23 protein-coding genes are annotated in these 22,518 nt (G+C 27.1%); 9 read left to right on the top strand and 14 right to left on the bottom strand.

Annotated features, from left to right (window positions below):
* Positions 1-296: 296 nt before the first annotated feature.
* A complete protein-coding gene (locus Q0733_RS09440) occupies positions 297-1,460 on the bottom strand; it encodes a proline dehydrogenase family protein (protein ID WP_298781769.1) in 1,164 nt (387 codons plus the stop codon).
* Positions 1,461-1,548: 88 nt separating this feature from the next.
* On the opposite strand from Q0733_RS09440, the gene aroB reads away from it, so the two are divergent.
* Complete coding sequence (aroB, locus tag Q0733_RS09435; RefSeq protein WP_298781766.1) at positions 1,549-2,607, top strand: 3-dehydroquinate synthase; 1,059 nt, start codon at positions 1,549-1,551, stop codon at positions 2,605-2,607.
* A 104-nt stretch (positions 2,608-2,711) separates the two neighbouring features.
* Here the strand turns inward: aroB and Q0733_RS09430 are convergent, their stop codons facing one another.
* The gene (locus Q0733_RS09430; protein WP_298781763.1) at positions 2,712-3,164 is read right to left on the bottom strand and encodes a cold-shock protein; all 453 of its coding nucleotides are present in this window, start codon (positions 3,162-3,164) and stop codon (positions 2,712-2,714) included.
* A gap of 244 nt (positions 3,165-3,408) precedes the next feature.
* On the opposite strand from Q0733_RS09430, the gene Q0733_RS09425 reads away from it, so the two are divergent.
* From Q0733_RS09425 to Q0733_RS09410, 4 genes are read left to right on the top strand one after another with little or no spacing between them, the layout of a single operon-like run.
* Positions 3,409-4,080 carry a TetR/AcrR family transcriptional regulator gene (locus tag Q0733_RS09425; protein ID WP_298781762.1) on the top strand — a complete coding sequence of 224 codons (672 nt, stop codon included), beginning with the start codon at positions 3,409-3,411 and terminating at the stop codon, positions 4,078-4,080.
* A gap of 1 nt (position 4,081) precedes the next feature.
* The gene (locus tag Q0733_RS09420; RefSeq protein WP_298781759.1) at positions 4,082-5,749 is read left to right on the top strand and encodes a peptidase domain-containing ABC transporter; all 1,668 of its coding nucleotides are present in this window, start codon (positions 4,082-4,084) and stop codon (positions 5,747-5,749) included.
* Between the two features lie 3 nt (positions 5,750-5,752).
* Complete coding sequence (locus tag Q0733_RS09415) at positions 5,753-7,111, top strand: HlyD family secretion protein (RefSeq protein WP_298781756.1); 1,359 nt, start codon at positions 5,753-5,755, stop codon at positions 7,109-7,111.
* Positions 7,112-7,115: 4 nt separating this feature from the next.
* Positions 7,116-8,516, top strand: a complete 1,401-nt coding sequence (locus Q0733_RS09410; protein WP_298781753.1) for a TolC family protein — start codon at positions 7,116-7,118, stop codon at positions 8,514-8,516.
* 50 nt (positions 8,517-8,566) lie between these two features.
* On the opposite strand, the gene Q0733_RS09405 is transcribed toward Q0733_RS09410, so the two are convergent.
* From Q0733_RS09405 to Q0733_RS09380, 6 genes are all read right to left on the bottom strand, one after another.
* Positions 8,567-8,767 carry a helix-turn-helix transcriptional regulator gene (locus Q0733_RS09405; protein WP_298781751.1) on the bottom strand — a complete coding sequence of 67 codons (201 nt, stop codon included), beginning with the start codon at positions 8,765-8,767 and terminating at the stop codon, positions 8,567-8,569.
* Between the two features lies 1 nt (position 8,768).
* Entirely contained in the window at positions 8,769-9,212 is a 444-nt protein-coding gene (locus Q0733_RS09400; RefSeq protein WP_298781749.1) for a hypothetical protein, read from the bottom strand.
* A gap of 168 nt (positions 9,213-9,380) precedes the next feature.
* Positions 9,381-9,848, bottom strand: a complete 468-nt coding sequence (locus Q0733_RS09395) for a MaoC family dehydratase (RefSeq protein ID WP_298781746.1) — start codon at positions 9,846-9,848, stop codon at positions 9,381-9,383.
* 4 nt (positions 9,849-9,852) lie between these two features.
* The gene (locus Q0733_RS09390; protein WP_298781744.1) at positions 9,853-10,476 is read right to left on the bottom strand and encodes a trimeric intracellular cation channel family protein; all 624 of its coding nucleotides are present in this window, start codon (positions 10,474-10,476) and stop codon (positions 9,853-9,855) included.
* A gap of 1 nt (position 10,477) precedes the next feature.
* Positions 10,478-11,599 (bottom strand): DEAD/DEAH box helicase, encoded by a 1,122-nt coding sequence (locus tag Q0733_RS09385; protein WP_298781742.1) that lies wholly within the window; start codon positions 11,597-11,599, stop codon positions 10,478-10,480.
* A 28-nt stretch (positions 11,600-11,627) separates the two neighbouring features.
* Positions 11,628-12,005: a thioesterase family protein gene (locus Q0733_RS09380; protein WP_298781740.1), complete on the bottom strand. Its 378-nt coding sequence runs from the start codon at positions 12,003-12,005 to the stop codon at positions 11,628-11,630.
* A 122-nt stretch (positions 12,006-12,127) separates the two neighbouring features.
* On the opposite strand from Q0733_RS09380, the gene Q0733_RS09375 reads away from it, so the two are divergent.
* From Q0733_RS09375 to Q0733_RS09365, 3 genes are all read left to right on the top strand, one after another.
* On the top strand, positions 12,128-13,468 hold the full coding sequence (locus tag Q0733_RS09375; RefSeq protein ID WP_298781738.1) for an MATE family efflux transporter: 1,341 nt from the start codon (positions 12,128-12,130) through the stop codon (positions 13,466-13,468).
* 76 nt (positions 13,469-13,544) lie between these two features.
* Positions 13,545-14,123 carry a TetR/AcrR family transcriptional regulator gene (locus Q0733_RS09370; protein ID WP_298781737.1) on the top strand — a complete coding sequence of 193 codons (579 nt, stop codon included), beginning with the start codon at positions 13,545-13,547 and terminating at the stop codon, positions 14,121-14,123.
* 47 nt (positions 14,124-14,170) lie between these two features.
* Entirely contained in the window at positions 14,171-14,920 is a 750-nt protein-coding gene (locus tag Q0733_RS09365; RefSeq protein ID WP_298781734.1) for an SDR family NAD(P)-dependent oxidoreductase, read from the top strand.
* Positions 14,921-14,960: 40 nt separating this feature from the next.
* On the opposite strand, the gene Q0733_RS09360 is transcribed toward Q0733_RS09365, so the two are convergent.
* A complete protein-coding gene (locus Q0733_RS09360) occupies positions 14,961-15,632 on the bottom strand; it encodes a DUF2461 domain-containing protein (RefSeq protein WP_298781731.1) in 672 nt (223 codons plus the stop codon).
* Between the two features lie 90 nt (positions 15,633-15,722).
* Between Q0733_RS09360 and Q0733_RS09355 the strand changes: the two genes are divergently transcribed.
* Entirely contained in the window at positions 15,723-16,556 is an 834-nt protein-coding gene (locus tag Q0733_RS09355; protein WP_298781728.1) for a DUF1853 family protein, read from the top strand.
* A 50-nt stretch (positions 16,557-16,606) separates the two neighbouring features.
* Here Q0733_RS09355 and creD read toward each other — a convergent pair whose 3' ends face one another.
* From creD to Q0733_RS09330, 5 genes are all read right to left on the bottom strand, one after another.
* Entirely contained in the window at positions 16,607-17,968 is a 1,362-nt protein-coding gene (gene creD / locus Q0733_RS09350; RefSeq protein ID WP_298781726.1) for a cell envelope integrity protein CreD, read from the bottom strand.
* Between the two features lie 200 nt (positions 17,969-18,168).
* Positions 18,169-19,272: an efflux RND transporter periplasmic adaptor subunit gene (locus tag Q0733_RS09345; protein ID WP_298781724.1), complete on the bottom strand. Its 1,104-nt coding sequence runs from the start codon at positions 19,270-19,272 to the stop codon at positions 18,169-18,171.
* A gap of 15 nt (positions 19,273-19,287) precedes the next feature.
* Positions 19,288-20,532 (bottom strand): ABC transporter permease, encoded by a 1,245-nt coding sequence (locus Q0733_RS09340; RefSeq protein ID WP_298781722.1) that lies wholly within the window; start codon positions 20,530-20,532, stop codon positions 19,288-19,290.
* A 2-nt stretch (positions 20,533-20,534) separates the two neighbouring features.
* Entirely contained in the window at positions 20,535-21,767 is a 1,233-nt protein-coding gene (locus tag Q0733_RS09335; RefSeq protein WP_298781719.1) for an ABC transporter permease, read from the bottom strand.
* Between the two features lie 2 nt (positions 21,768-21,769).
* Positions 21,770-22,462, bottom strand: a complete 693-nt coding sequence (locus Q0733_RS09330) for an ABC transporter ATP-binding protein (protein WP_298781717.1) — start codon at positions 22,460-22,462, stop codon at positions 21,770-21,772.
* Positions 22,463-22,518 lie beyond the last annotated feature (56 nt).

Genomic DNA, 22,518 nt, shown 5'->3' with positions numbered 1-22,518 from the left:
TAACTTACTCAATATCTTTTTATTTTATAATTTTAAAAGTTAACTATAGCTTCATTTTTTTATTGAGAAAACATGGTTTTAACCTCTAAAATCTTTAACAAGATATTAAAATTTTTCTTTTTTATATTAAAAAGTATAAGATAAAATATCTGGAACTAACTTTAATAAAAACCGTCATTGTAGGTATAAATATACAAACACCTAATAATTGAATTTTATTTTTTTTCCTTTTCCAAATTTAATTAAAGAAATATAAGTTGTTTTTAAGCAATAACTTTTTTCTTCTACAGTTTTCACTACAATTTTCTTCGATTACGTTCAGTTTTTAAAAGGTTTAATTCTCTACTTGTTTGTCCGGCAACAGAAGTATTTTCTTCAGCTCTTCTAATTAAATATGGCATTACATCTCTTACAGGACCAAAAGGAAGGTATTTAGCAACATTATAGCCTTGATTAGCTAAATTATAACTAATATGATCACTCATGCCAAATAATTGACCAAACCAAAGACGATTATCATTCTTTTCTATGCCTCTTTTTTTTGCTAAATCCATTGCTAAATAAGAACTTTCTTCATTATGTGTTCCTACAAATAAAGCCATTTTTGGATGTTCCATCATGTAAGCTATTGCAGTGTCATAATTAACATCTGTTGCTTTTTTATCTTTACAAATTGGTGAAGGATACCCTTTTTCTTCAGCTCTTTCTCGTTCTTTTTCCATGTAGGCACCTCTAACTACTTTCATACCAATATGAAAACCTTTCTCTTTTGCTCTTTCATGTAACCCTTTTAAGTAATTCATTCTATCATGTCTATACATTTGCAATGTATTAAATACGATAGCTTTATCTTTATTATAGGTTTCCATTAAACCTTCAATTAAATCATCTGCAGCTTTTTGCATCCAGCTTTCTTCTCCATCAATTAACAAAGGAACATCTTTTTGATGTGCTATTTTACATACTTTATGAAAACGTGCCTCTATTCTACTCCATTCTTCTTTCTCTTCTGATGTAAGTTTTTTTCCTTCAGATATTTTTTGATACAATCCGAACCTTCCAAAACCCGATGGTTTAAAAACAGCATAAGGAATAGATTGTTTTTCTTCACAAAAATCAATAATTCTTAATATTTTGTCTAAAGCTCCATCAAAACTAATTTCTTCATCTTTACCCTCTACAGAGTAATCTAAAACACTATGTACTTTTCCTTTATTATACATATTGTCTATAATAGGCAAACAATCTTCTTCTGTTACTCCACCACAAAAGTGATCAAAAACGGTTGAGCGAATTAAACCCTCAATAGGTAAATGTGCTTTTAAAGCAAAATTAGTTACAGCACTACCAATTCTTACCATTGGTTGATTTTGTATCATTCTAAACAAAAAATAAGCGCGCTCTAGTTGTGAGTCTGATTTTAAAGAAAATGCTATTTCGGTATTATCAAAAAGTTTCATACTATATCGTTTTAGTAAAACAAAGATAGACTAAGAGGATAAATAATTCAATAATTTATTTTTAATTTGCACTCGTAATTTTTACACTATGAAATCTATACAAGCTGTTAGTTATTTTGTGCATTTTAAAGAGAAAGGATATAAAGCTCTTTCAACATTAATTAAAGAAAAAAACTATTCTAAAATTTTTATTTTAGTTGATGAAAACACTATTGAATGTTGTTATCCTAAATTTATCCCTTTATTAGAAACTGATAAAACCATTGAAATTATTGAGATTGATGCTGGTGAAATCCATAAAAACTTAGAAACTTGTATGGGCGTTTGGAATGCAATTACAGATTTAGGTGGAGATAGAAAAAGTTTACTAATTACATTAGGCGGTGGTGTAATTACTGATCTAGGGGGGTTTGTAGCTTCAACTTTTAAAAGAGGAATTGATTTTGTGAACATTCCTACTACTCTACTTTCTATGGTGGATGCTTCTGTTGGAGGAAAAACAGGTGTAGATTTAGGTGTACTAAAAAATCAAATTGGTTTGTTTGCCAATCCTGAAATGGTTATTGTAGATGATGCATATTTAAGCACACTTTCTGAAAGAGAAGTAACTTCTGGAATGGCAGAAATTATTAAATACGGGCTTACATATGATGTTAAACTTTTTAATGAAATAAAAGAGCATAAAGAAAACAATATCAATAGTTTAATTTTTAGATCTATTGAAATTAAAAACGAAGTTGTTTTACAAGATCCTAAGGAAAATTACTTACGTAAAATTTTAAATTTTGGTCATACTTTAGGGCATGCAATTGAGTCTTTTTACTTAGAATCTGAAGATAAAGAAAACCTAACTCACGGAGAAGCAATTGCGATAGGAATGGTTTGTGAAAGTTATTTATCAACTAAACTTTTAAGTTTAACTGAAGAAAAATTAAGTGAAGTTAAAGAAACTATTTTAAGTATTTATCCTAAAACAAATCTTCTTCAAAAAGATTTTTCGGCAATTTTAGACTTGCTAAAACACGATAAGAAAAACTCTAATGGTCAAGTTAATTTTGTACTTTTAAATGATTTTGAAGATTTTAAAATAGATTGTAAAGTACCTGAAATATTACTTGTTGAAAGTATGGAATATTACAATGTTTAATTTATTTAAATCTTGATAAATTACTTTAAAAATAAAATCTTATAAAGCATAAAAAAATCCTTCTTAGTAGAAGAATTTTTTTTATGCTTGAAAATAATAGTATACTATATTTTTTTCACTTTTACAGCATTCATACCACGCATTCCTTTTTCTAATTCAAAAGAAACTTTATCGTTTTCTGATATTTCATCTATTAAACCACTTACGTGCGTAAAATATTTTTCATTATTATCTAAATCAATAATAAAACCAAAACCTTTAGAAGAGTCAAAAAATGAAACTTTCCCTTTTCTAACAGGGTCTTCTTCAGGCAAATCTTCTTTTTTTGTTACAGAAATTTGAATATCTTCTAATTCATATTCAATTTTTAAATCTGGATCTGGTGGAGTATCAGTTAAATTTCCATTATGATCTACATACGCAAACTGAATTCCTGTTGATCCATTTTCTTCTTTTTCTGCTTTTCTAGCTTCCATTTTCTTTTGCTTGTCCAAACGTTTCTTTAAACGTTTTTTCTCTTTTTCACTTTTACTAAAGGTTTGTTGCGATTTTGCCATTAATATTTATAAGGTTTAATTATTATTTCTATAAAGATAAAATACTTTACGGAAATTGAAAATCAAGCTATTGCTATCTTGTATAATATACGAAGTGTATTCTGTCTTAAAGTAACAAAGATAGTATTTCTAATTTTAATACAATCTACTTTTTAAAGTTGATGTTAAATAAATATTAAATTATCAGTATTACTTTCGAATTATGATAGTAATACTATTATATTTGCAATCAAATTATCATGAAATGAAAAATTTATTATCAGTATTAAAAATATCTGTACCGGAAAAAATATTTATTAAAGACCCAGAAACCTCTGATTTAGGGAAGAGAATTATAGAACATAGTATTATTTTAATTGATGAAATTGGTTTTGAAAGTTTCACTTTTAAAAAATTAGGTTCCAAAATTGGCTCAAATGAAAGTTCTATTTATAGGTATTTTGAAAGTAAACACAAACTACTACTCTACTTATCTTCTTGGTATTGGGCTTGGTTAGAGTATCAATTAGTAATAGAAACTTTTAGTATTTCTAATAAACAAGAAAAATTAGAAAAAGCAATAAAAGTGGTTACTAGAACTGTAAAAGAAGATAATAATTTTTCACATATTAATGAAACTGTTTTATATAAGATTATTGTAAACGAAAGTTCAAAATCATTTTTCACTAAAGAAGTTGACGCAGAAAACAAAGAAGGATATTTTGAGGTTTATAAGAGATTAGTATCAAGATTAGAAGTAATGATTACTGAAGTAAAACCAAATTATGAGTATAGTTTAAGTTTAGCAAGTACTATAATTGAAGGCGCTTTACATCAACATTTTTTAAATGAACATTTTCCAACAATTACAAGTTGTAAAAAAGGAAAAACACCAACAAACTTTTTTATTCATTTAGTGAACTCTAATCTTAAATAATATGGAAAAAAATCAACTATCTCCTTGGCAACGTTTTGTTGGGTTATTAAAACTAGAGAAAAAAGATATCTTTCAAATATTTTATTATGCAATTTTTGGTGGTTTTGTAGCACTTTCACTTCCTTTAGGAATTCAAGCTATTATTAACTTAATTCAGGGTGCACAAATTTCTACTTCATGGGTTATCTTAGTTATTGTAGTAACGTTTGGTGTTATATTTTCTGGTGCATTACAATTAATGCAACTAAGAATTATTGAAACTATACAACAAAGAATTTTTACAAGAGCCTCTTTTGAATTGAGCTACAGATTTCCAAAAATAAAAATGAATGAATTAAGAAACTATTATCCACCTGAATTGGCAAATCGTTTTTTTGATACATTAACGATTCAAAAAGGGTTGTCAAAAATTTTGATTGATATACCCACAGCAGTTTTACAAATTATTTTTGCTTTAATATTACTTTCTTTTTATCATCCGTTTTTCATCATTTTTGGAGTTTTGTTGTTGTTTTTAATTTACATCGTATTTAAATTTACTGCACAAAAAGGTTTACAAACAAGTTTAGAAGAATCTAAATTAAAATACAAAGTTGCCCACTGGATTCAAGAAATAGCAAGAACTGTAGTTAGTTTTAAACTTTCTGGGAATACCAATTTAGCTATTACCAAAAACGATAATTTGGTTAGTAAATATTTAGAAGCTAGAGAAAATCATTTTAAAATTTTAATTCTTCAATTTATGCAAATGATTGGTTTTAAGGTAATTGTTACAGCTAGCTTGTTATTAATTGGTGGGGCTCTAGTGTTAAATCAAGAAATGAATATTGGACAATTTGTAGCTGCAGAAATTATAATTCTTTTGGTTATAGCTTCTGTAGAAAAACTAATTATTGGTTTAGAATCTTTTTATGATGTATTAACTTCTATAGAAAAATTAGGGCAAGTTGTTGATAAAGAATTAGAATCTCAAGAAGGAGAAAGACCAATTTTTAAAGATGGTTTAAATATAGAGTTTGACAGTGTTTCTTATACCGTAGAAAATAGAGAAATGCATATTTTAAAAGATTTATCATTAAACATAAATCCAAACAGTAGAATTTTAATTCATGGAGAAAGCGGCTCTGGTAAATCTAGTTTATTACGTTTATTATCTGGCGTAATAGAGCCAACATCTGGTCATATATTTGTAAATAACTTATCTCTAAAAAGCTTACAACTAAATCATTATCGTTCTCAATTAGGATTATCTATGTCGGAAGAAACACCTTTTGAGGGAAGCATAAAAGAAAATTTAGTTTTTGGAAGTACGGCGATTAAAGATGATGTAATTTTTGATGTTTTAAATATTGTAGGCTTAACCCAATTTTTAAAAGAACAACCAAAAGGATTATCAACAATTATTAACCCAGAAGGCAAACAAATTTCATTTACAATTGCTAAAAAAATAATTTTGGCAAGAGCTATCATCAAACAACCAAAAATTATGATTTTAGAAGACCCTTTAGATCAATTTAATTTAGAGGAAACTGTAAAAATTATTAGTTATTTAACTGATGAAAAAAGACCATGGGCATTAATAGTTGTAAGCAGTAAGAAAAGCTGGAAAAACCAATGCAACTCAATAATAACATTAGATAAAGGAGAAATTAAATCTATAAAAAACTAAGCTATGTTAAACATTTCTAACAATCAGTTGTATAAAAAAATAGATTTAAAAGATTTTAAATCTGGAAAGCACATTTTTAATAAAAAATATTACAAAGCTTTTAATAAATTTTTAATTGTATTTGCTTTGTTAGGTATAATTGCACTTTTTTTACCATGGACACAAAATATTTCTGGTAATGGTTTAGTAACAACTTTAACTCCAGATAACAGGCCACAAAATATACAATCTCAAATACCTGGAAGAATTGAAGAATGGTTTGTAAAAGAAGGAGATTATGTGAAAAAGGGAGATACAATTCTTAGAATATCTGAAATAAAAAGCGACTATTTTGATGATAAATTAATTGAAAGAACTAATGAACAGATTAGTGCAAAAACATCATCAGTAAATGCTTATCAATCTAAGGTAGATGCTTTAAACAGACAAGTTTTGGCATTAAAAAAAGAAAGAAAATTAAAATTAGAACAAGCTAAAAACAAATTATTACAATCTAAACTAAAAGCACAAAGTGATAGTATTGGTTTTGAAGCAGCTAAAACTAACATCTCTATTGCTGAAAGACAATATAAAAGAACAAAAACACTACAAAATGAAGGTTTAAAAGCCCTAAAAGATGTAGAAGAAAAGCGTTTAAAATTACAAGAAACACAAGCAAAATTATTATCACAAGAAAATAAATTGTTAGCTGCAAAAAATGAAATTTTAAATTCTAGAATGGAAATTTCTAGAATTAATGCTACTTACGATGACAAAATTTCAAAATCAGAGAGTGATAAATTTACTGCAGAGTCTAGCGGTTTTGATGCAAAAGCACAAGTATCAAAATTAGAAAATAGTAATAGTAATTATAGAGTTAGAAACAGTTTATTATTTATAACTGCACCACAAAATGGCTACATTAATAAAGCAATAAAAGGGGGAATTGGTGGTACATTTAAAGAAGGTGAAGATTTAGTTGGTATAATGCCAGCAAATTATGATTTGGCAGTAGAAACGTATATAAAACCTAGAGATTTACCCCTATTACATATAGGAGAAAAAGTACGTATACAATTTGATGGTTGGCCAGCAATTGTATTTAGTGGTTGGCCCAATGTTTCTTATGGTACTTATGGGGCAAAAGTTGTAGCTATAGAAAGGTTTATTAGTAAAAACGGAAAATATAGAGTTTTACTAGCTCCTGATAAAAATGATCATATGTGGCCAGAAGCAATTAGAGTTGGTTCTGGCGCAAAAACAATTGCACTATTAGAAGATGTACCAATTTGGTTTGAATTATGGAGACAATTAAACAGCTTCCCTCCTAACTATTATCAGCCAACAAATAAAACAAAATCAGATGCTAAGCCTAAAAAATAGTTATATGAAAAATTGTTTATTTATTACATTTTTATTGATATATTTTGTTAGTTTTTCACAAAAAAAAGTGGAATCTGTTATGACACTTTCTGAATATTTAGGATACGTAAAATCTTATCATCCAATAGTTAAGCAAGCAAACTTAGTCATCAATAAAAGCGAAGCTAAATTATTAAAAGCAAGAGGTGCATTTGACCCAAAAATTGAAATTGATTTTGATAAAAAACAGTTTAAAGACAAAGAATATTACAACAAATTAAATGGTGCTTTTAAAATTCCAACTTATTATGGCCTTGAGTTTAAAGCTAATTTTGAAAAAAATGACGGTTTGTTTTTAAACACTGAAGCAAATGTACCATCTGATGGTTTATATGCTGCTGGTGTTTCTGCATCGCTACTAAAAGGGTTATTGATTAATAAAAGAATAGCAGCATTAAAACAGGCTAAATATTATATAAACCAAGCAAAAGAAGATCAACAAATATTTGTAAATGAAATACTATATAATGCATCAATTTCATACTTTAATTGGTTAAAAACATTTAACGAAAAAAAAGTTTATGAAGATTTTTTAGAAAATGCTATTACGCGTTTTAAAGGTACAAAAAAAGCCTTTTATGAAGGTGAAAAGCCTGCAATAGACACTTTAGAAGCTGCAATTACTTTAAACAACAGAAAGTTAAATCTAGAAAAAGCTAGAATTAAATTGGTAAAATCTTCATTAGAAATCTCAACCTTTTTATGGCTGAATGATAACACTCCAATAGAATTACAAAACCATATTATACCAGATACAAATACATTAAAAAATATAGATGCAACCTTTAATATTGCGTTGTTTAATAATGCTAATTTTGACATTAATAATCATCCAAAAATTAAATCATTAGAATATAAAATCAAAAGCTTAAATATAATTAAAAACTTAAAAATGAATAATTTACTTCCTAAATTAGATGTTCAATATATTTTTTTAACCCAAACTCCAAAGCAATCTAGCTCTTTAAATATTGATAATTATAAAGCTGGTATTTCTTTTAAACTACCATTATTTTTAAGAAAAGAAAGAGGTGATTTTAAATTAGCAAAAGTAAAACTAAATCAAACTAAATTTGAAAATGAAATAGCTAAAGTAAACATCAAAAACAAAGTAAATGCAATTCAACAAGAATTAGAATCATTTACTATTCAAAATGATTATATTACTAATATTGTTAGAGATTATGATGTGCTATTAAAAGCTGAAGAACGAAAATTTTTTCTTGGAGAAAGCTCTTTATTTTTAGTTAATTATAGAGAGTCTAAATATATTGAAACAAAATTAAAAGCAATTAAATTAGAAAATAATTTCTTTGAATCTAAAGCTAACTTATTTAAAACTGCAGTAATTAACTTAATAAATTAATTGCTGTAAATATTAAATTAGTAATAAAGATGATTAACAAAAGTAAAATTTTAATCATCCTCTTCTAAAGTAAAAAAATCGTTTACTGGAGTTTTAAAAATTGTTGATAATTTTAAAGCTAAAACAGTGGATGGCACATACCTATTCTTTTCAATAGAATTAATAGTCTGTCTAGAAACACCTATTGATTTCGCTAAATCTTCTTGTGTTATATCTAAAATTGCACGTTGAACTTTAATCGTATTTTTCATATTATTTATTCATTCTTTTTAATTGCCAGAAAAACATAAGCTGAACAATTAACATAAAAAATAAAACTTGAAAATAACTAAAACCTTCAATCTTTTCATTTTTATCTAGTAGATAACCAACAACAAAGTTTATTAAAGGTTGAACTAATGAGTAAATGATTACCATAATAAATGCTAGTCTATATGATTGAGAACGTAAACTATCAATAAATTCATCTTCTAATTTTTCTTTAGATAAAGAGATTAACAATAAACCAACCAATAATACTCCATGTAAAATAGGCTTTAACCATTCGGAATTATCAATATATTTTCTACCAATCATAACCGTAAAAACTCCTATTGCAATGAAAGACCCTATTTTTTTATATTTATTTTCCAATTGAAATTTGTTCATTTTTTCTAAATGACTTCTTTCTCTTTCACATAATGATTGTTTTGACATATTTATATATTTTACAATTAGATAAATTTACTTTACATAATGACAAGTATACTTTACATTTAGTGATTATACAAATTTATTTTATAATATAATAATCATTAGTTAAAACTTTATATAATTTTAGAAAATCAAAAAAATATCTTAAAAAAAGTATTTCAACACCTTTTTTTATTCAAATAATGCAGCTATAAACTCAGCAACACAGGCAGGTTTTTCTTGCCCTTTAATTTCTATAACACATGAAAAAGTAACTTTAATACCAGTTTCTCCTAAATTTTCAATTTCTTTAACTGATGAGTGCATTCTTAACTCACTATTTACAGGAACTGGATTAGGGAATCGAACTTTATTCATTCCGTAATTTAATCCCATTTTTACACTTTTTATAGAAAAAGCTTCTTCTAATAACCTAGAAATCATAGCAACAGACATAAAACCATGAGCTACTGTACTTTTAAATGGACTCTCTTTCTCTGCTCTCTTTTCATCTACATGAATCCATTGTTTATCTAAAGTAGCATTCGCAAAATCGTTAATCATCTGTTGATTAATTGTATACCAACTACCTGTAGGGAATTCTTTACCTAACTGTAATCTGAACTCTTCAAAATTTACAAATTCTAATGGCTTTTTCATATACTTAATTTTTAGTAAATAAATCGTCTTTTATTTTTGGCAATTGTAATTTAAATTTTACAGCAATTATTCTAATAAATACAATTACTAATGCTGAAAGTACAAAAATTATATTTTCTGACATATTTAAACTATTAAGAATTAAATATGCAATTCCTCCAGCTAAACAAGCAGATGCATATATTTCTTTTTCAAAAATTAATGGAATTTTATTAGTTAAAACATCTCTTAAAACTCCACCAAAAACAGCAGAAATCATACCCATTATTAATGCTACAATTGGATGTAAATTAAATGTTAACCCTTTTTTTAAACCTAATAATGTAAAAACACTTATACCAATAGTATCAAACAAAAACATTGTCTTACTTAAATGAGCAATTTTACTTTTAAATAAAAATGTAAAAAGAACGGCTGTAAAAATGGTGTATAAATAATTTAAATCTCCAATCCAATTTATTGGATGAGCATTAATTAAAACATCCCTTAGCATTCCGCCACCAACTGCTGTAACAAATGCAATTATAATAACACCAAACAAATCGAATTTTTTATCAGAAGCTACTAAAGCACCACTTATTGCAAAAGCAAATGTTCCTAGTATATCTATTATATAAATAAGATTCATTTTACACAGTTACTTCCGTAAATTTAATATTTAATTCTTTTTGAATTTCATGAATTCTTTCAAGTTCATAAGGTAAAATTAAAGCAAGTGAAATTCCTGTATTACCAGCTCTAGCAGTTCTCCCGCTTCTATGCGTATAATACTCTAATTGTTCTGGTAATTGATGATGAATTACAAACTCCAACGCTCTAACATCAATACCACGGGCAGAAACATCGGTAGAAACCAAATATTGTAAACTTTCATTTTTAAAAGCACGCATAACTTTATCACGTTCTTTTTGTTGCATATCTCCTTCTAAAGCTGCTGCAGAAAACCCCTCTTCACTTAATTGAAAAGCTAAATTTTGTGCGCCAGCTTTCGTTCTGCAAAAAATTATGCCTCTTTGATCGTCTCTTTTTTCAATAAAAGTAATAATATTATTAACTTTTTCTTTAATCGTCGTTTTAACATATTGATGTCTAATATTTGAATTTACCAAAGATGTAGGGTTTATTTCTACTTTTGGAGCATTTGCATCCATATATGTTTTTACAATTCTTTTTATTTCTTCTGGCATTGTTGCAGAAAATAACCAAGTTTTTCTATTTAGTTTGGTTGTAAACTTTAAAATTCTATTTAAATCTTGTTTAAAACCCATACTTAGCATTTCATCAGCTTCATCTAAAATAATCGTTTTTACATGGCTAATATCTATGCTTCCACGTTCAATTAAATCGATCAATCTACCTGGAGTTGCTATAACAATATGTGTTGTTCTTTTTAGGTTATTAATCTGTTTATCAATTTTTTCACCTCCAAAAACAGCTTCTAAAAATATTTTATCATTAGAATATTTAGTAAATTTAAAAAGTTGCTTTTTAATTTGTTGTACCAATTCTCTTGTTGGCGATAAAATTAAAGCTTGAATGTGATTATTTTTTGTATCTACTTGATGTAAAACTGGCAAACCAAAAGCTGCAGTTTTTCCTGTACCTGTTTGCGCTAAACCAATAAAATCAGTTTCTGATTTCAATAAAATTGGTATTGTCTTTTCTTGAATTTCTGTAGGTTTGGTAATTCCTATCTCTTTAATTGATTGTATAAATTCTTTTTGAATTCCTAAAGCAGAAAATGTTGACATTATATCTAAAATTTATGCAAAGATACTTTTATTTAAAAGGTTCTAATACTTTTAAAACGTTTTCTCTTATTCTGGTTGGTTTATAAGTTTTTGCATTTAACATAACCCAAATTGTTTTGGCTTTGACAATCAAAACATCTTTTATATAAAACTCTATAAAACGTTCAGAGGTTACTCCTATTGTATCTCCCACCCATGTTTTAGCAATAATTTTATCGCCAAATATTGCTTCTTTTTTATATTCTATTTCATGTTTATTAACCACCCATATATACTCTGGTAATGGATTATTTTTTGTTAAAAACTTCCAATGAGTACTTGCAACATCATCCATCCATTTTACAAAAACAGCATTATTTACATGTTGTAAATCATCAATATCAGAAGATTTTATAGTGATTGACATTTTAAAACATTTGCTCATACTCAACATTTTTCACAAACTTAATTAATTTAATAATCTCACAATAATTATTCATGTCTCTTTTACTTTTCATAATTATATTATTTGGATATTTGTACTCAACTATGGCACAACTAGCAAGCAATTTAGGTACAGATAAAATTAGTAAATTATTGATTAAACAAGCTGTTCCGGCAACAATAGGAATTTTGGTAATGTCAATAAACATGATTATTGACACCATTTTTGTTGGACAATGGATAGGCGTTTTAGCAATTGCAGCTATTACTGTAGTTTTACCTATTGCTTTTTTAATTGCTTCTTTAGGTATGGGAATTGGTATTGGAGGAAGCTCAATAATATCAAGAGCTTTAGGGGCAAACGATTCTAAAAAAGCTTTTTTAACATTCGGAAACCAAATTTCTTTAACTTTAATTTTAGCAATCTTTTTTGTTTTATTAAGCAACTTCTTTAGTGTACAAATTTTAGATTTATTTGGCGCAAAAGGCGCTATTTTACCAATTGCTTCAGATTATTTTGCGGTAATTATTTATGGAGTACCTTTTTTAGCTTTTGCAATGATGGGAAACCCAGTAATTAGAGCTGAAGGAAAACCTAAATTTGCTATGTATGCAATGATTATTCCTGCTATACTAAATGTTGTATTAGATATCATATTTATTAAGGTTTTTGATTGGGGAATGACTGGTGCTGGTTTGGCAACTTCAATTTCGTTTGCAAGTATTGGATTATTTATTTTATACTTTTTTTTATCTTCTAAAAGTGAATTAAAAATTATTCCAAAAAACTTTAAACTAGACTTTTCTATTGTTAAAGAAATTGTTGAATTAGGTATTGTTTCTGTAGTTAGACAAGGGGCTATTAGTGTTTTAATGATTGTTTTAAATTATTCATTATATACTTATGGAGGAGAAATTTCAATTTCAGTTTTTGGAATAATAAATAGAGTTATGATGTTTTCTTTATCCCCAGTTATGGGAGTTTCTCAAGGCTTTTTACCTGTTGCAGGTTTTAATATTGGTGCAAAAAAGAATCAAAGGGTTATTGAAACTATTAAAAAATCTATTTTGTTTGGTTCAGTGTTAGGAACCATCGTTTTCTTAGCTATAATCATTTTTAAAGAAGAAGTAATTTGGATTTTTACAAATGATAATACTTTACTAAAAACAACACCAAATGCAATGCTAATTGTATTTTTAGCAACTCCAATTATTACAATGCAGTTAATTGGTTCCGCATATTTTCAGGCTGCAGGAAAAGCAATGCCTGCCTTATTATTAACATTATTAAAGCAAGGGGTCTTCTTAATACCTTTAGCGTATATACTTCCTAAATTTTATGGAGTAAATGGAGTTTGGTGGTCTTTTCCTATTGCAGATGTTTTATCTACAATAATTACTCTTTTGTTTTTAAAACGTGAAATTGATAAAAATTTAAATTCTTGATCTTTTAAAATTTAACATTTTTAAATTTAATTAAATATAAAGTTGTTATAAATTTGAAACGATCATTCCAAATAAAATGCCAAAAGTAGAAACCTTTGATAAAGAAATAGTTATAAATAAATCTCTAAATGTTTTTCATTTAAAAGGTTATAACCTAACATCTATGCAAGATTTAGTTAATGCAACTGGTTTAAATAGATCTAGTATATACAATTCGTTTGGTAGTAAATTAGAATTATATAAATTGTGTTTAAAATCTTATCAAGAAAGCTCTAGAAATAAAATTAATGAAAATATAGAGGCTTCTAATTGTGCTATTTCTAGTTTAAAATCTATTTTTAGTTTAGTAATTACTTCTAATAAAGAATTTTTAAAAAAAGGATGTTTATTTAATAGTTGTATTTCTGAAATGGCCAATCAAGAAGCTTCTATAAATAAGATTCTTTTAAATAATCAAGAATATATGATTGCACTTTTTTCTGGTATTATTGAAAAAGGTCAATTAAAAAAACAAATCAATACAAAAAAATCTGCAAGAGAATATGGTTTCTATTTATTAACCTCATTTCAAGGTTTAAGAATAAGTGGTATTATTATGAATGACAAAAATGAACTAGAAAATAATGTTAATACAACATTATCAATATTAAAATAATTTTTTAATCTAATTTGAAACGAACGTTTCAAACAAACAAATTTAAAATGAGTAAATTAAAAAACAAAGTAGCAGTAATTACAGGTGCAAATAGCGGAATTGGTTTATCTACAGCTAAACTATTCTTAAAAGAAGGTGCAAAAGTAGTATTATCTGGCAGAAGAAAAGAAGCACTTGATGAAGTAGCTAAAGAATTAGAAGGCGATTTTATAACAGTTGTTGCAGATGTTTCGGTTTATAATGATAATAAAACATTAATTAAAAAAGCTGTTAATACATATGGCAAAATTGATATTCTATATTTAAACGCAGGTGTTGCATTTCCAACACCAACAGCAAATATTTCTGCCGAACATTATAATCAAGTTTTTGATATTAACGTAAAAGGGCCAATGTTAGCTGTAAAAGAAGCTATCCCACATTTAAATGATGGAGGTACAATCTTATTTACAAGCTCAATTGTAAGTCAAAAAGGTTTTGAAAACTTAGGGGTTTACTCTGCAAGTAAAGGTGCTATAAGATCATATGCAAGAGTATTAACATCTGAATTAAAGTCTAGAAGAATTAGAGTAAATACAATTGCGCCAGGGCCAATTGAAACTCCTATTTATGAAAAAATGGGATTACCTGAAAAAGCTGTAAAAGAAATGGGTACTAGTTTTGCCAGTTTAATACCTTTGGGAAGATTTGGTAAACCAGAAGAAATTGCAAAAACAGCTTTATTTTTAGCTTCAGATGATGCATCTTTTATCAACGGAATTGAAATTGAAGTTGACGGTGGTTTAAGTCAGGTTTAAACATTTAATAAGAAGAGCTGAAGTGATTTTCAGCTCTTTTTTATATTATTGATTCTCCATTTAAATTAGTGGTTAAAATATCACTAAATAAATTAAAAAACGGACGTAAAGCTTTAAAACTATTGTCTATCTCATTTAAAAAGTTAGGAGATAAAACTTCTGTATCAGTTAATTTTCTAACAGCTATAAATCCTTTTTTACGTAATAAATCAATATCTTTATGTTCTTTATCAAAACCTCGTGGAGCAGATTTTAATTCCTCTCCTTCAAACTTTTCTCCAAAATATTTAATAAAGTTTTTATCTTTTAAAATGGTTCTAATTTCTGAAGCATCTTGTTCAATCTCTTTTCTAATTCTAAACAAATCTTCTTTGTTGGGTTCCCAAAAACCACCTGCTAAAAAAGATTCTCCTGGTCTAATTCTTAAATAATAACCACCTCTTAATTCTTTTCCTAATCTAGAAAAAGATCCTGCAAAATGTGGCTGATAAGGTGTTTTATCTTTAGAAAAACGCACATCTCTATAAATTCTAAAAAGTTTAAATTTATCTATTTCATCTTTCTTTTCTAAATTTTCTCTGATCACAGCAAACAATTCTTTAGCATTATCTTGCGCAATTTTAAATGTTGGTTTAGTTTCTGCAAACCAATCTCTATTATTATTCTCCTTTAAATCTTTTAAATACTGTAAACTCGTTTTTTCAAATTGCATTTGATAAATTTTAAACGTTCAATTTACAAAATAGATTTTAACTTTGAGACAGATTTAAATAAAAAACTTGTAATTCTTATTAAAAAAAAGATGGTTACTTTTGAGTTTATTATGCATCAAAAAACAAAAGAAATTCAAAAAAGATATGAAGGTTTTTTACAAACAAATTGTTTGTGGAAAAACAATGCTGTATATAATTTAAATTACTTTAAAATTGAAGCCTACGATACAAAAATTGATATAGATATAAATGACAAGTTAAGACTTGGTAAGTATATAGAACGCTTTGTTTCTTATCAATTGCAAAAACAAAAGTCAATTAAAATTTTATCAGAAAATATACAAATTCAAAAAAATAAAATAACGCTGGGAGAATTAGATTTCCTTATTTTGAATGATACAAAACCAGTACATTTAGAAGTTATTTATAAGTTTTATTTGTTTGATGCCTCTGTTGGGAATGATGAAATTTCACATTTTATAGGGCCAAATAGAAAAGATAGTTTGACTAAAAAATTAGATAAGCTTAAAGAAAAACAATTACCTCTTCTCTACTCTTCTTCTTGTAGGAAATATTTAGAATCTATCAATTTAAAATCAGAAAATATTGAGCAACAAGTCTATTTTAAAGCGCAATTATTTCTTCCTTTTTTAAATAGAAATATTGAATTAAAACAGCTTAATTCTGATGCTATAACTGGTTTTTATATAAACATCAAACAACTGTTAAATTTTAATAATTGTAAATTTTATATTCCTATTAAAAAAGATTGGTTATTAGTTCCGCATCAAAATGTAAATTGGCTAACTTTTAATAATTTTAAAGAAACAATAAATGAATTTTTAAACAGACAATTTTCTCCCCTTTGTTGGCTTAAAAAAGAAAATGGAGAAATTGAAAAATTCTTTTTAGTTTGGTGGTAAAAAAAGTACAAGAATAAGACTAATTCTTGTACTCTCTTTTTTAAAAATAACTAACTCTTAGACCAGTCTATTTTTCTAGAAACTAACATAATTATTGCTAATATTATAAATAAACCAATACTTCCAACTAATAACGCATAACTTTCTAATTGAATAATAACAAATATAAAAGCATACAAAATTGATAATGATAGAAAGACAAATAACATAAATTTGATGCTTTTTAAAATGCTTTTAGAATAAAATGTAATCAAACTAATAACCGATAAAGTTGCTATTGTGTACGCTTTTAAAAAGTTACTATGCTCCGAAATTGAAACTAATAAAGTGTAAAACATTAAAAGTGCCAAACCAATCATTAAATATTGAAATGGATGCATGTGTATTTTACTAATTGTTTGTATTAAAAAGAAGATTAAAAACGTTAAACTGATTACTAAAAAACCATATTTTGCAGATCGTAAACTCTTTTGATATTCATCTACAGGAATTTTAAAATTTACTCCAAAATTAAACTCTCTTAATTGTGGTAATCCATCAAAATGTTCTTGAGCAAATGGTCTATTTATATCTAAAATTTTCCACTTAGCATCAAATCCGTTTTCTTTAATTTTATCTGGATTATAGGGTAAAAAATCTCCCATAAAATTAGCTGTTTTCCAACTAGAAGTTATTTGTGCATTTGTTTCTTTACCAATAGGAATAAAACGAACCTCTTTGCTCCCTCTAACTTTAAAGGCTAAAGAAAAAGACATCATTTTATCTATTTTTTGAAGCTTATTAATTGGTATATAATTACTCTCTAAGGTATAAAAACCATATTCTCTAGATTTATTTGAAGCTACTGATGATAAACCATATTCTTTATCATCCATTTTAATTGAAAGGTTCGTATTTATCCCTTTTACGTTTGTAGTTTTAAATATAATTTTAGATTTATTCCATAAAACATTTTCCTTTTCAACTTCAACTTTCCCAAAATTTAAATTTTTAAATTCTCCATTAATTAATATATCACTATTAAAAACTGCTGCAGAGTATATACCTCTTTTCTTCTGCTCTGGATTTATATTTGAATTAACATTTAACTTATCAGGAAAAAAATAACCATATTTAATTTCTTCAATTATTTCTGTAGAAACCTCTTTTGTTTTTTTATTTGTAATTGTTTTTTTTCTAAAAACCTTGTATGGTACCTCTAAGACTGGCCCATAAACGGCTACTTCATTACCCCATTGTTTACTAATTTCATTTACTACATCTTTTTGATGGTAAGAACGTTCTCGAATCAAACTCTCTATAAACATCAAAGGAATCATTAAGATAAAGCTTAAAAAGCCTATCATTATCATTCTAGATGTTGTTGATGTTTTAATCCAATGCAAAAATTTGTTTGGTGGTTGTTTTTCCATAATTTATAATTTTAAAGTATTTATACTTCAAAACTATCATAATTGATTATGGGGTTAATTTACAGATTAGAAACTGTAGGCAAGTATTTAGAATCCGTATTCTTTCTTAATAAAGTTTACAAAAATCATAATTAATCAAAATAATAGCACAAAAAAAAGGAACTCAATTTGAGTTCCTTTTTTTATTTAACTTTTCACTTTTAGTTATCTTTATCTTTAGAAACTTTATTCCAAATTTTAATTTCATCTTCTGTAGTGACACCTTCTAAAACTTCAACATTTACACCATCAGAAATTCCTAATTTTAGAGTTTTTTTATCAAACTTACCTTCTGTATTTTTAACTTCTACATAAGGTTCTTCTGTTTTCTTATCAAACTTTAATAACGCCTCTTTTATAGATAAAACACTATCTTTTTTTTCTAAAACGATATCAGCATTTGCACTGTAACCAGCTCTAATAAAATATTTATCATCTAAAGAAACATCAGCTTTAATTTTAAATTGTACAGCTCCACCTTCTTCAGTTCCTTTTGGAGCAATGAAGTTTAATTTTGCTGGAAATTTCACATTTTCAATTGCACCAATGGAAATGTCAATATTACTACCATTCTTTAATTTTCCAACTTCAGACTCATCAACTTTTCCTTCAAAAATCATTTTACTCATATCTGCAATTGAAGCAATTGTAGTACCTGCATTAAAGTTATTTGATTGTATTACTTGGTCTCCTTCTTTAACAGGTATTTCTAAAATTGTACCAGACATTTGTGCAACAATATTTGTGTTAGCAGACGCCCCAGAACCTGAAGAACCTTTTTTAATGATTTGATAATCATTTTGAGCATTTCTCAACTCTTGCTTAGATTGATTGTAAGTAAGTTCTACGGCCTCAAATTCTGCTCTAGAAATAACACCTTTTTCAAAAAGATTTTTATTTCTTTCATAAGAAACTTTTGAGTTATTTAAACGAATTAAAATATTATCTACTCTACCTTTTGCACTAATTAAAGATTGCTCATTAGGTACAACTCTAACTGTAGCAATTAAATCTCCCTTTTTAACTGTAGCTCCTTCTAGTAACATAATTTTATCTATTATACCAGTAATCTGAGGTTTAATATCTATTTCTTCTAAAGGTGTAACTTTACCTGTAGCAACAGTTTTCTTAACAATAGTTGTTTTAAAAGGTGTTTCAGTTTCGTATTCTACAATACTCTTTTTGTTCTTTTTACCGAACCAAATTAATGCAGCTACGAATAATATTCCGATAATAATTAAAATAATTTTTGCTTTTTTACTCATGATTTGTTGATTGTTTTATTCTTCTCTTAATGCTTCTATTGGTTTGACTATTGTTGCCATGTGTGCAGGAATTAATCCTATTAAAGTTCCTAATATTATTAACGTGACAAATGCTATTAAAATAATTGGAATATTTACTGTTGGATTTATTAAAACAGCTTCATCTCCTTGTCCAATTGCTGAATCAATTCCAAACAAAACAAGACCTCCAAAAATAATACCCAGCATTCCTGCAATTGTTGTTAAGAAAACTGATTCTAAAATTATTTGCTGACGAATACTTTTAGGTGTTGCTCCTAATGCTCTTCGTATTCCTATTTCCTTAGTACGCTCTTTTACAGTAATTAAAAGAATATTACCAATTGCAAAAACTCCTGCAATTAATGTGGCAATACCCACAAACCATGTTAAAAATTGCATTCCTGTTAAAAAACCTGTTACTTTTCCTATTTCTTTACCAAGATTAGCACTACCAAAAGCTCTTTCATCTTCTGGATGTACTTTATGAAGTCCTTTTAAAGTAAGCAAAACATCACTTTCCATCTGCTCAATATTGGTACCTTCGTTAGCAGTAATCATCATCCAATCTACTTTATTGGCTGTGTTGTATACTTTTTTGAAAGTTGTAAATGGTATATATGCACAATCTCCATCAAAATCTATTGTATTAGATGGTTTGTAAACTCCAATTACCTGAAAACTAATACTATTAATTTTTATAAATTGACCTATTGGCATTTCATCTTTATCAAACAACTGTTTGTACATATCTTCTGATATTGCAGTAACTTTTGCTGTATTTTCAATATCATTTGAGTTTAAAAAACGACCATATATCAGTTGTTTTTTCTGAATTTGATCTAAAACAGGATAGTCTCCACTAACTCTAAAATTGCCTGACTTAAAATCTTTTATAATTAGATTATTGGTTTGATTTCTTGGCGCTAGTAATTTAATCTCGTCAGAATATTCAGATTTTAAAACTTTAATATCATTCATTGTTAAACTAAATCTTCTACCTTTTTGAAAACCTTTAAAAGGTGTATCTGTAGATTGGGTCCAAACAAAAACGCTGTTGGTTGCAAAGTTTCCAAATAATTTATTAAAACTGTTCTCTAAACCCCTTGCAGATCCTAATAAAACTACCAATAAGAAAATACCCCATAAAACACCAATTATTGTAATTGCAGTTCTAATTTTATTTTTACGAATGCTTCCGTAAATTTCTTGCCAAGTATCTGAATCGAATAAAAACTTCATAATTAGTCTGCTCTTAATGCTACAATTGGTTTAATATTTGCTGCTCTTTTTGCGGGTAAATAACCTGCAATTAATCCTGAAAAAATTAACACAACTGTTGCTCCTATTACAATTCCTGGACTTACACTTGGGTCTTTTATAAAATAATCTTCTTCTAAACTATTACCTATTAAGCTTAAAATATAAGTTCCTAATGATAAGCCAATATAACCTGCAATGGTGGTGATTAATACAGACTCTTGTACAACCATTGCAACTATTGATCCTGGTTTTGCACCAAGTGCTTTTCTAATTCCAAACTCTTTGGTTCTTTCTTTAATTACAAAAATCATAATATTAGAAATACCTATAATACCAGCTATTAAAGTACCGGAACCAATAAAAGTTATTATAAAAAATAAGGCAAGCATTACAGTACTAATAAACTTATTTGCTTCTGCCATATTCCTTACTGATAATGCACTTTGATCATCTGGATGAATATCCATTCTTTTACGTAAATCACGCTCCATTTTATTACCAAAAGCAATTGCTGCATCTGTACTTAAATTTGGATTATAACCTAAATTTATCTGACTAATGTAATCGTTATTACCATACATCATTTGAGCTGTAGTAACTGGCATATATGCCATACGTTCTTCATTGTCACCTCCTTCATCAGAAAAAACACCTATAATTAAAAAAGAACTCCCATTCACATTTACTCTTTTTCCTAAAGCAGGCTTTTCTCCAAATAAATCTTTTTTTACTAAACGACCTATAACAATAACTTTAGACTTTTCTTTTAAATCTCTCTCATTTAAATATCTACCTTCATCAATAATTGTTTTTTCTAAAAATTGATGGTCTGGATTTACTGCTCTAATATTATAATTACTTGCTTCGCTTTTATATTTTATTGAAAAATTCTTATAAATTCTAGCAGATTGATATTCAATTTTACTTTCATATTCATCTGCAACAAAGTCATAATCTGCATTTTTTAATTGTACTCTTCTTCCAGTTTGTAACCCTTTATATGGTTTAGATGTTTTCCAGACACGAACAAACATAGAATTCTGAGCGTCATCTGCAAATGCGCCTTTAAAAAAATTACCAAGACCATTAGCAACACCAAATAACAATGTAAAAAGTAAAATTGCAAAAGCTACCGTAAAACCAGACATTACAGAACGTAATTTGTTTTTATTAATACTTTGAAATATTTCTCTCCACCTGTCTAAATCAAACATAATTAAACTGTTTTATTGGCTTTTGTATATTCATCGCTTATAATTACACCGTCTTTTAAACGAACAATTCTTTTTGTTTGCTCTGCAACTTCTTCTTCGTGTGTAATTACAAAAACAGTCATTCCTTCATTATTAATATCTCTTAACAAGTCCATAACGTTATCTGTAGTTGTAGAATCTAATGCTCCTGTTGGCTCATCTGCCAAAACTACTTTTGGCTTTGTTACCAAGGCTCTTGCTATTGCAACACGTTGTTTTTGACCACCAGAGAGTTCATTTGGTAAATGGTTTGCCCAATCTTTTAAACCTACTTTTTCTAAATATTCTAAAGCAATAACCAAACGTTCTTTTCTTTTCATCCCTTTATAATACAAAGGAAGTGCAACGTTTTCTAAAGCTGTTTTATATGAGATTAAATTAAATGATTGAAAAACAAAACCTAAAAATTTGTTTCTAAGAATTGCTGCTTTTTTTTCATTTAAGTCTTTAATTAACTGTCCATTTAAAAAATAATTTCCTTCATCATGACCATCTAATAGACCAACAATATTTAACAATGTAGATTTACCAGAACCTGAAGATCCCATAATTGAAACAAACTCTCCTTCTTTTATATGAAGATCTATCCCTTTTAAAACATGTAAAGAATCTTTTCCTATTGGATAGGATTTATGGAGTTTTTCTATTTTAATCATTGGTTAGTTAATTTTAAGCAAAAATGACTTAAGTAAGTTACAGTTTTATTAATTTT

Origin of the sequence: uncultured Polaribacter sp. (assembly GCF_947500975.1) — a bacterium.
Lineage (GTDB): Bacteria > Bacteroidota > Bacteroidia > Flavobacteriales > Flavobacteriaceae > Polaribacter.
Note: the sequence above shows the minus strand (reverse complement) of the source record. Positions and strands in the feature narration are given on the sequence as shown.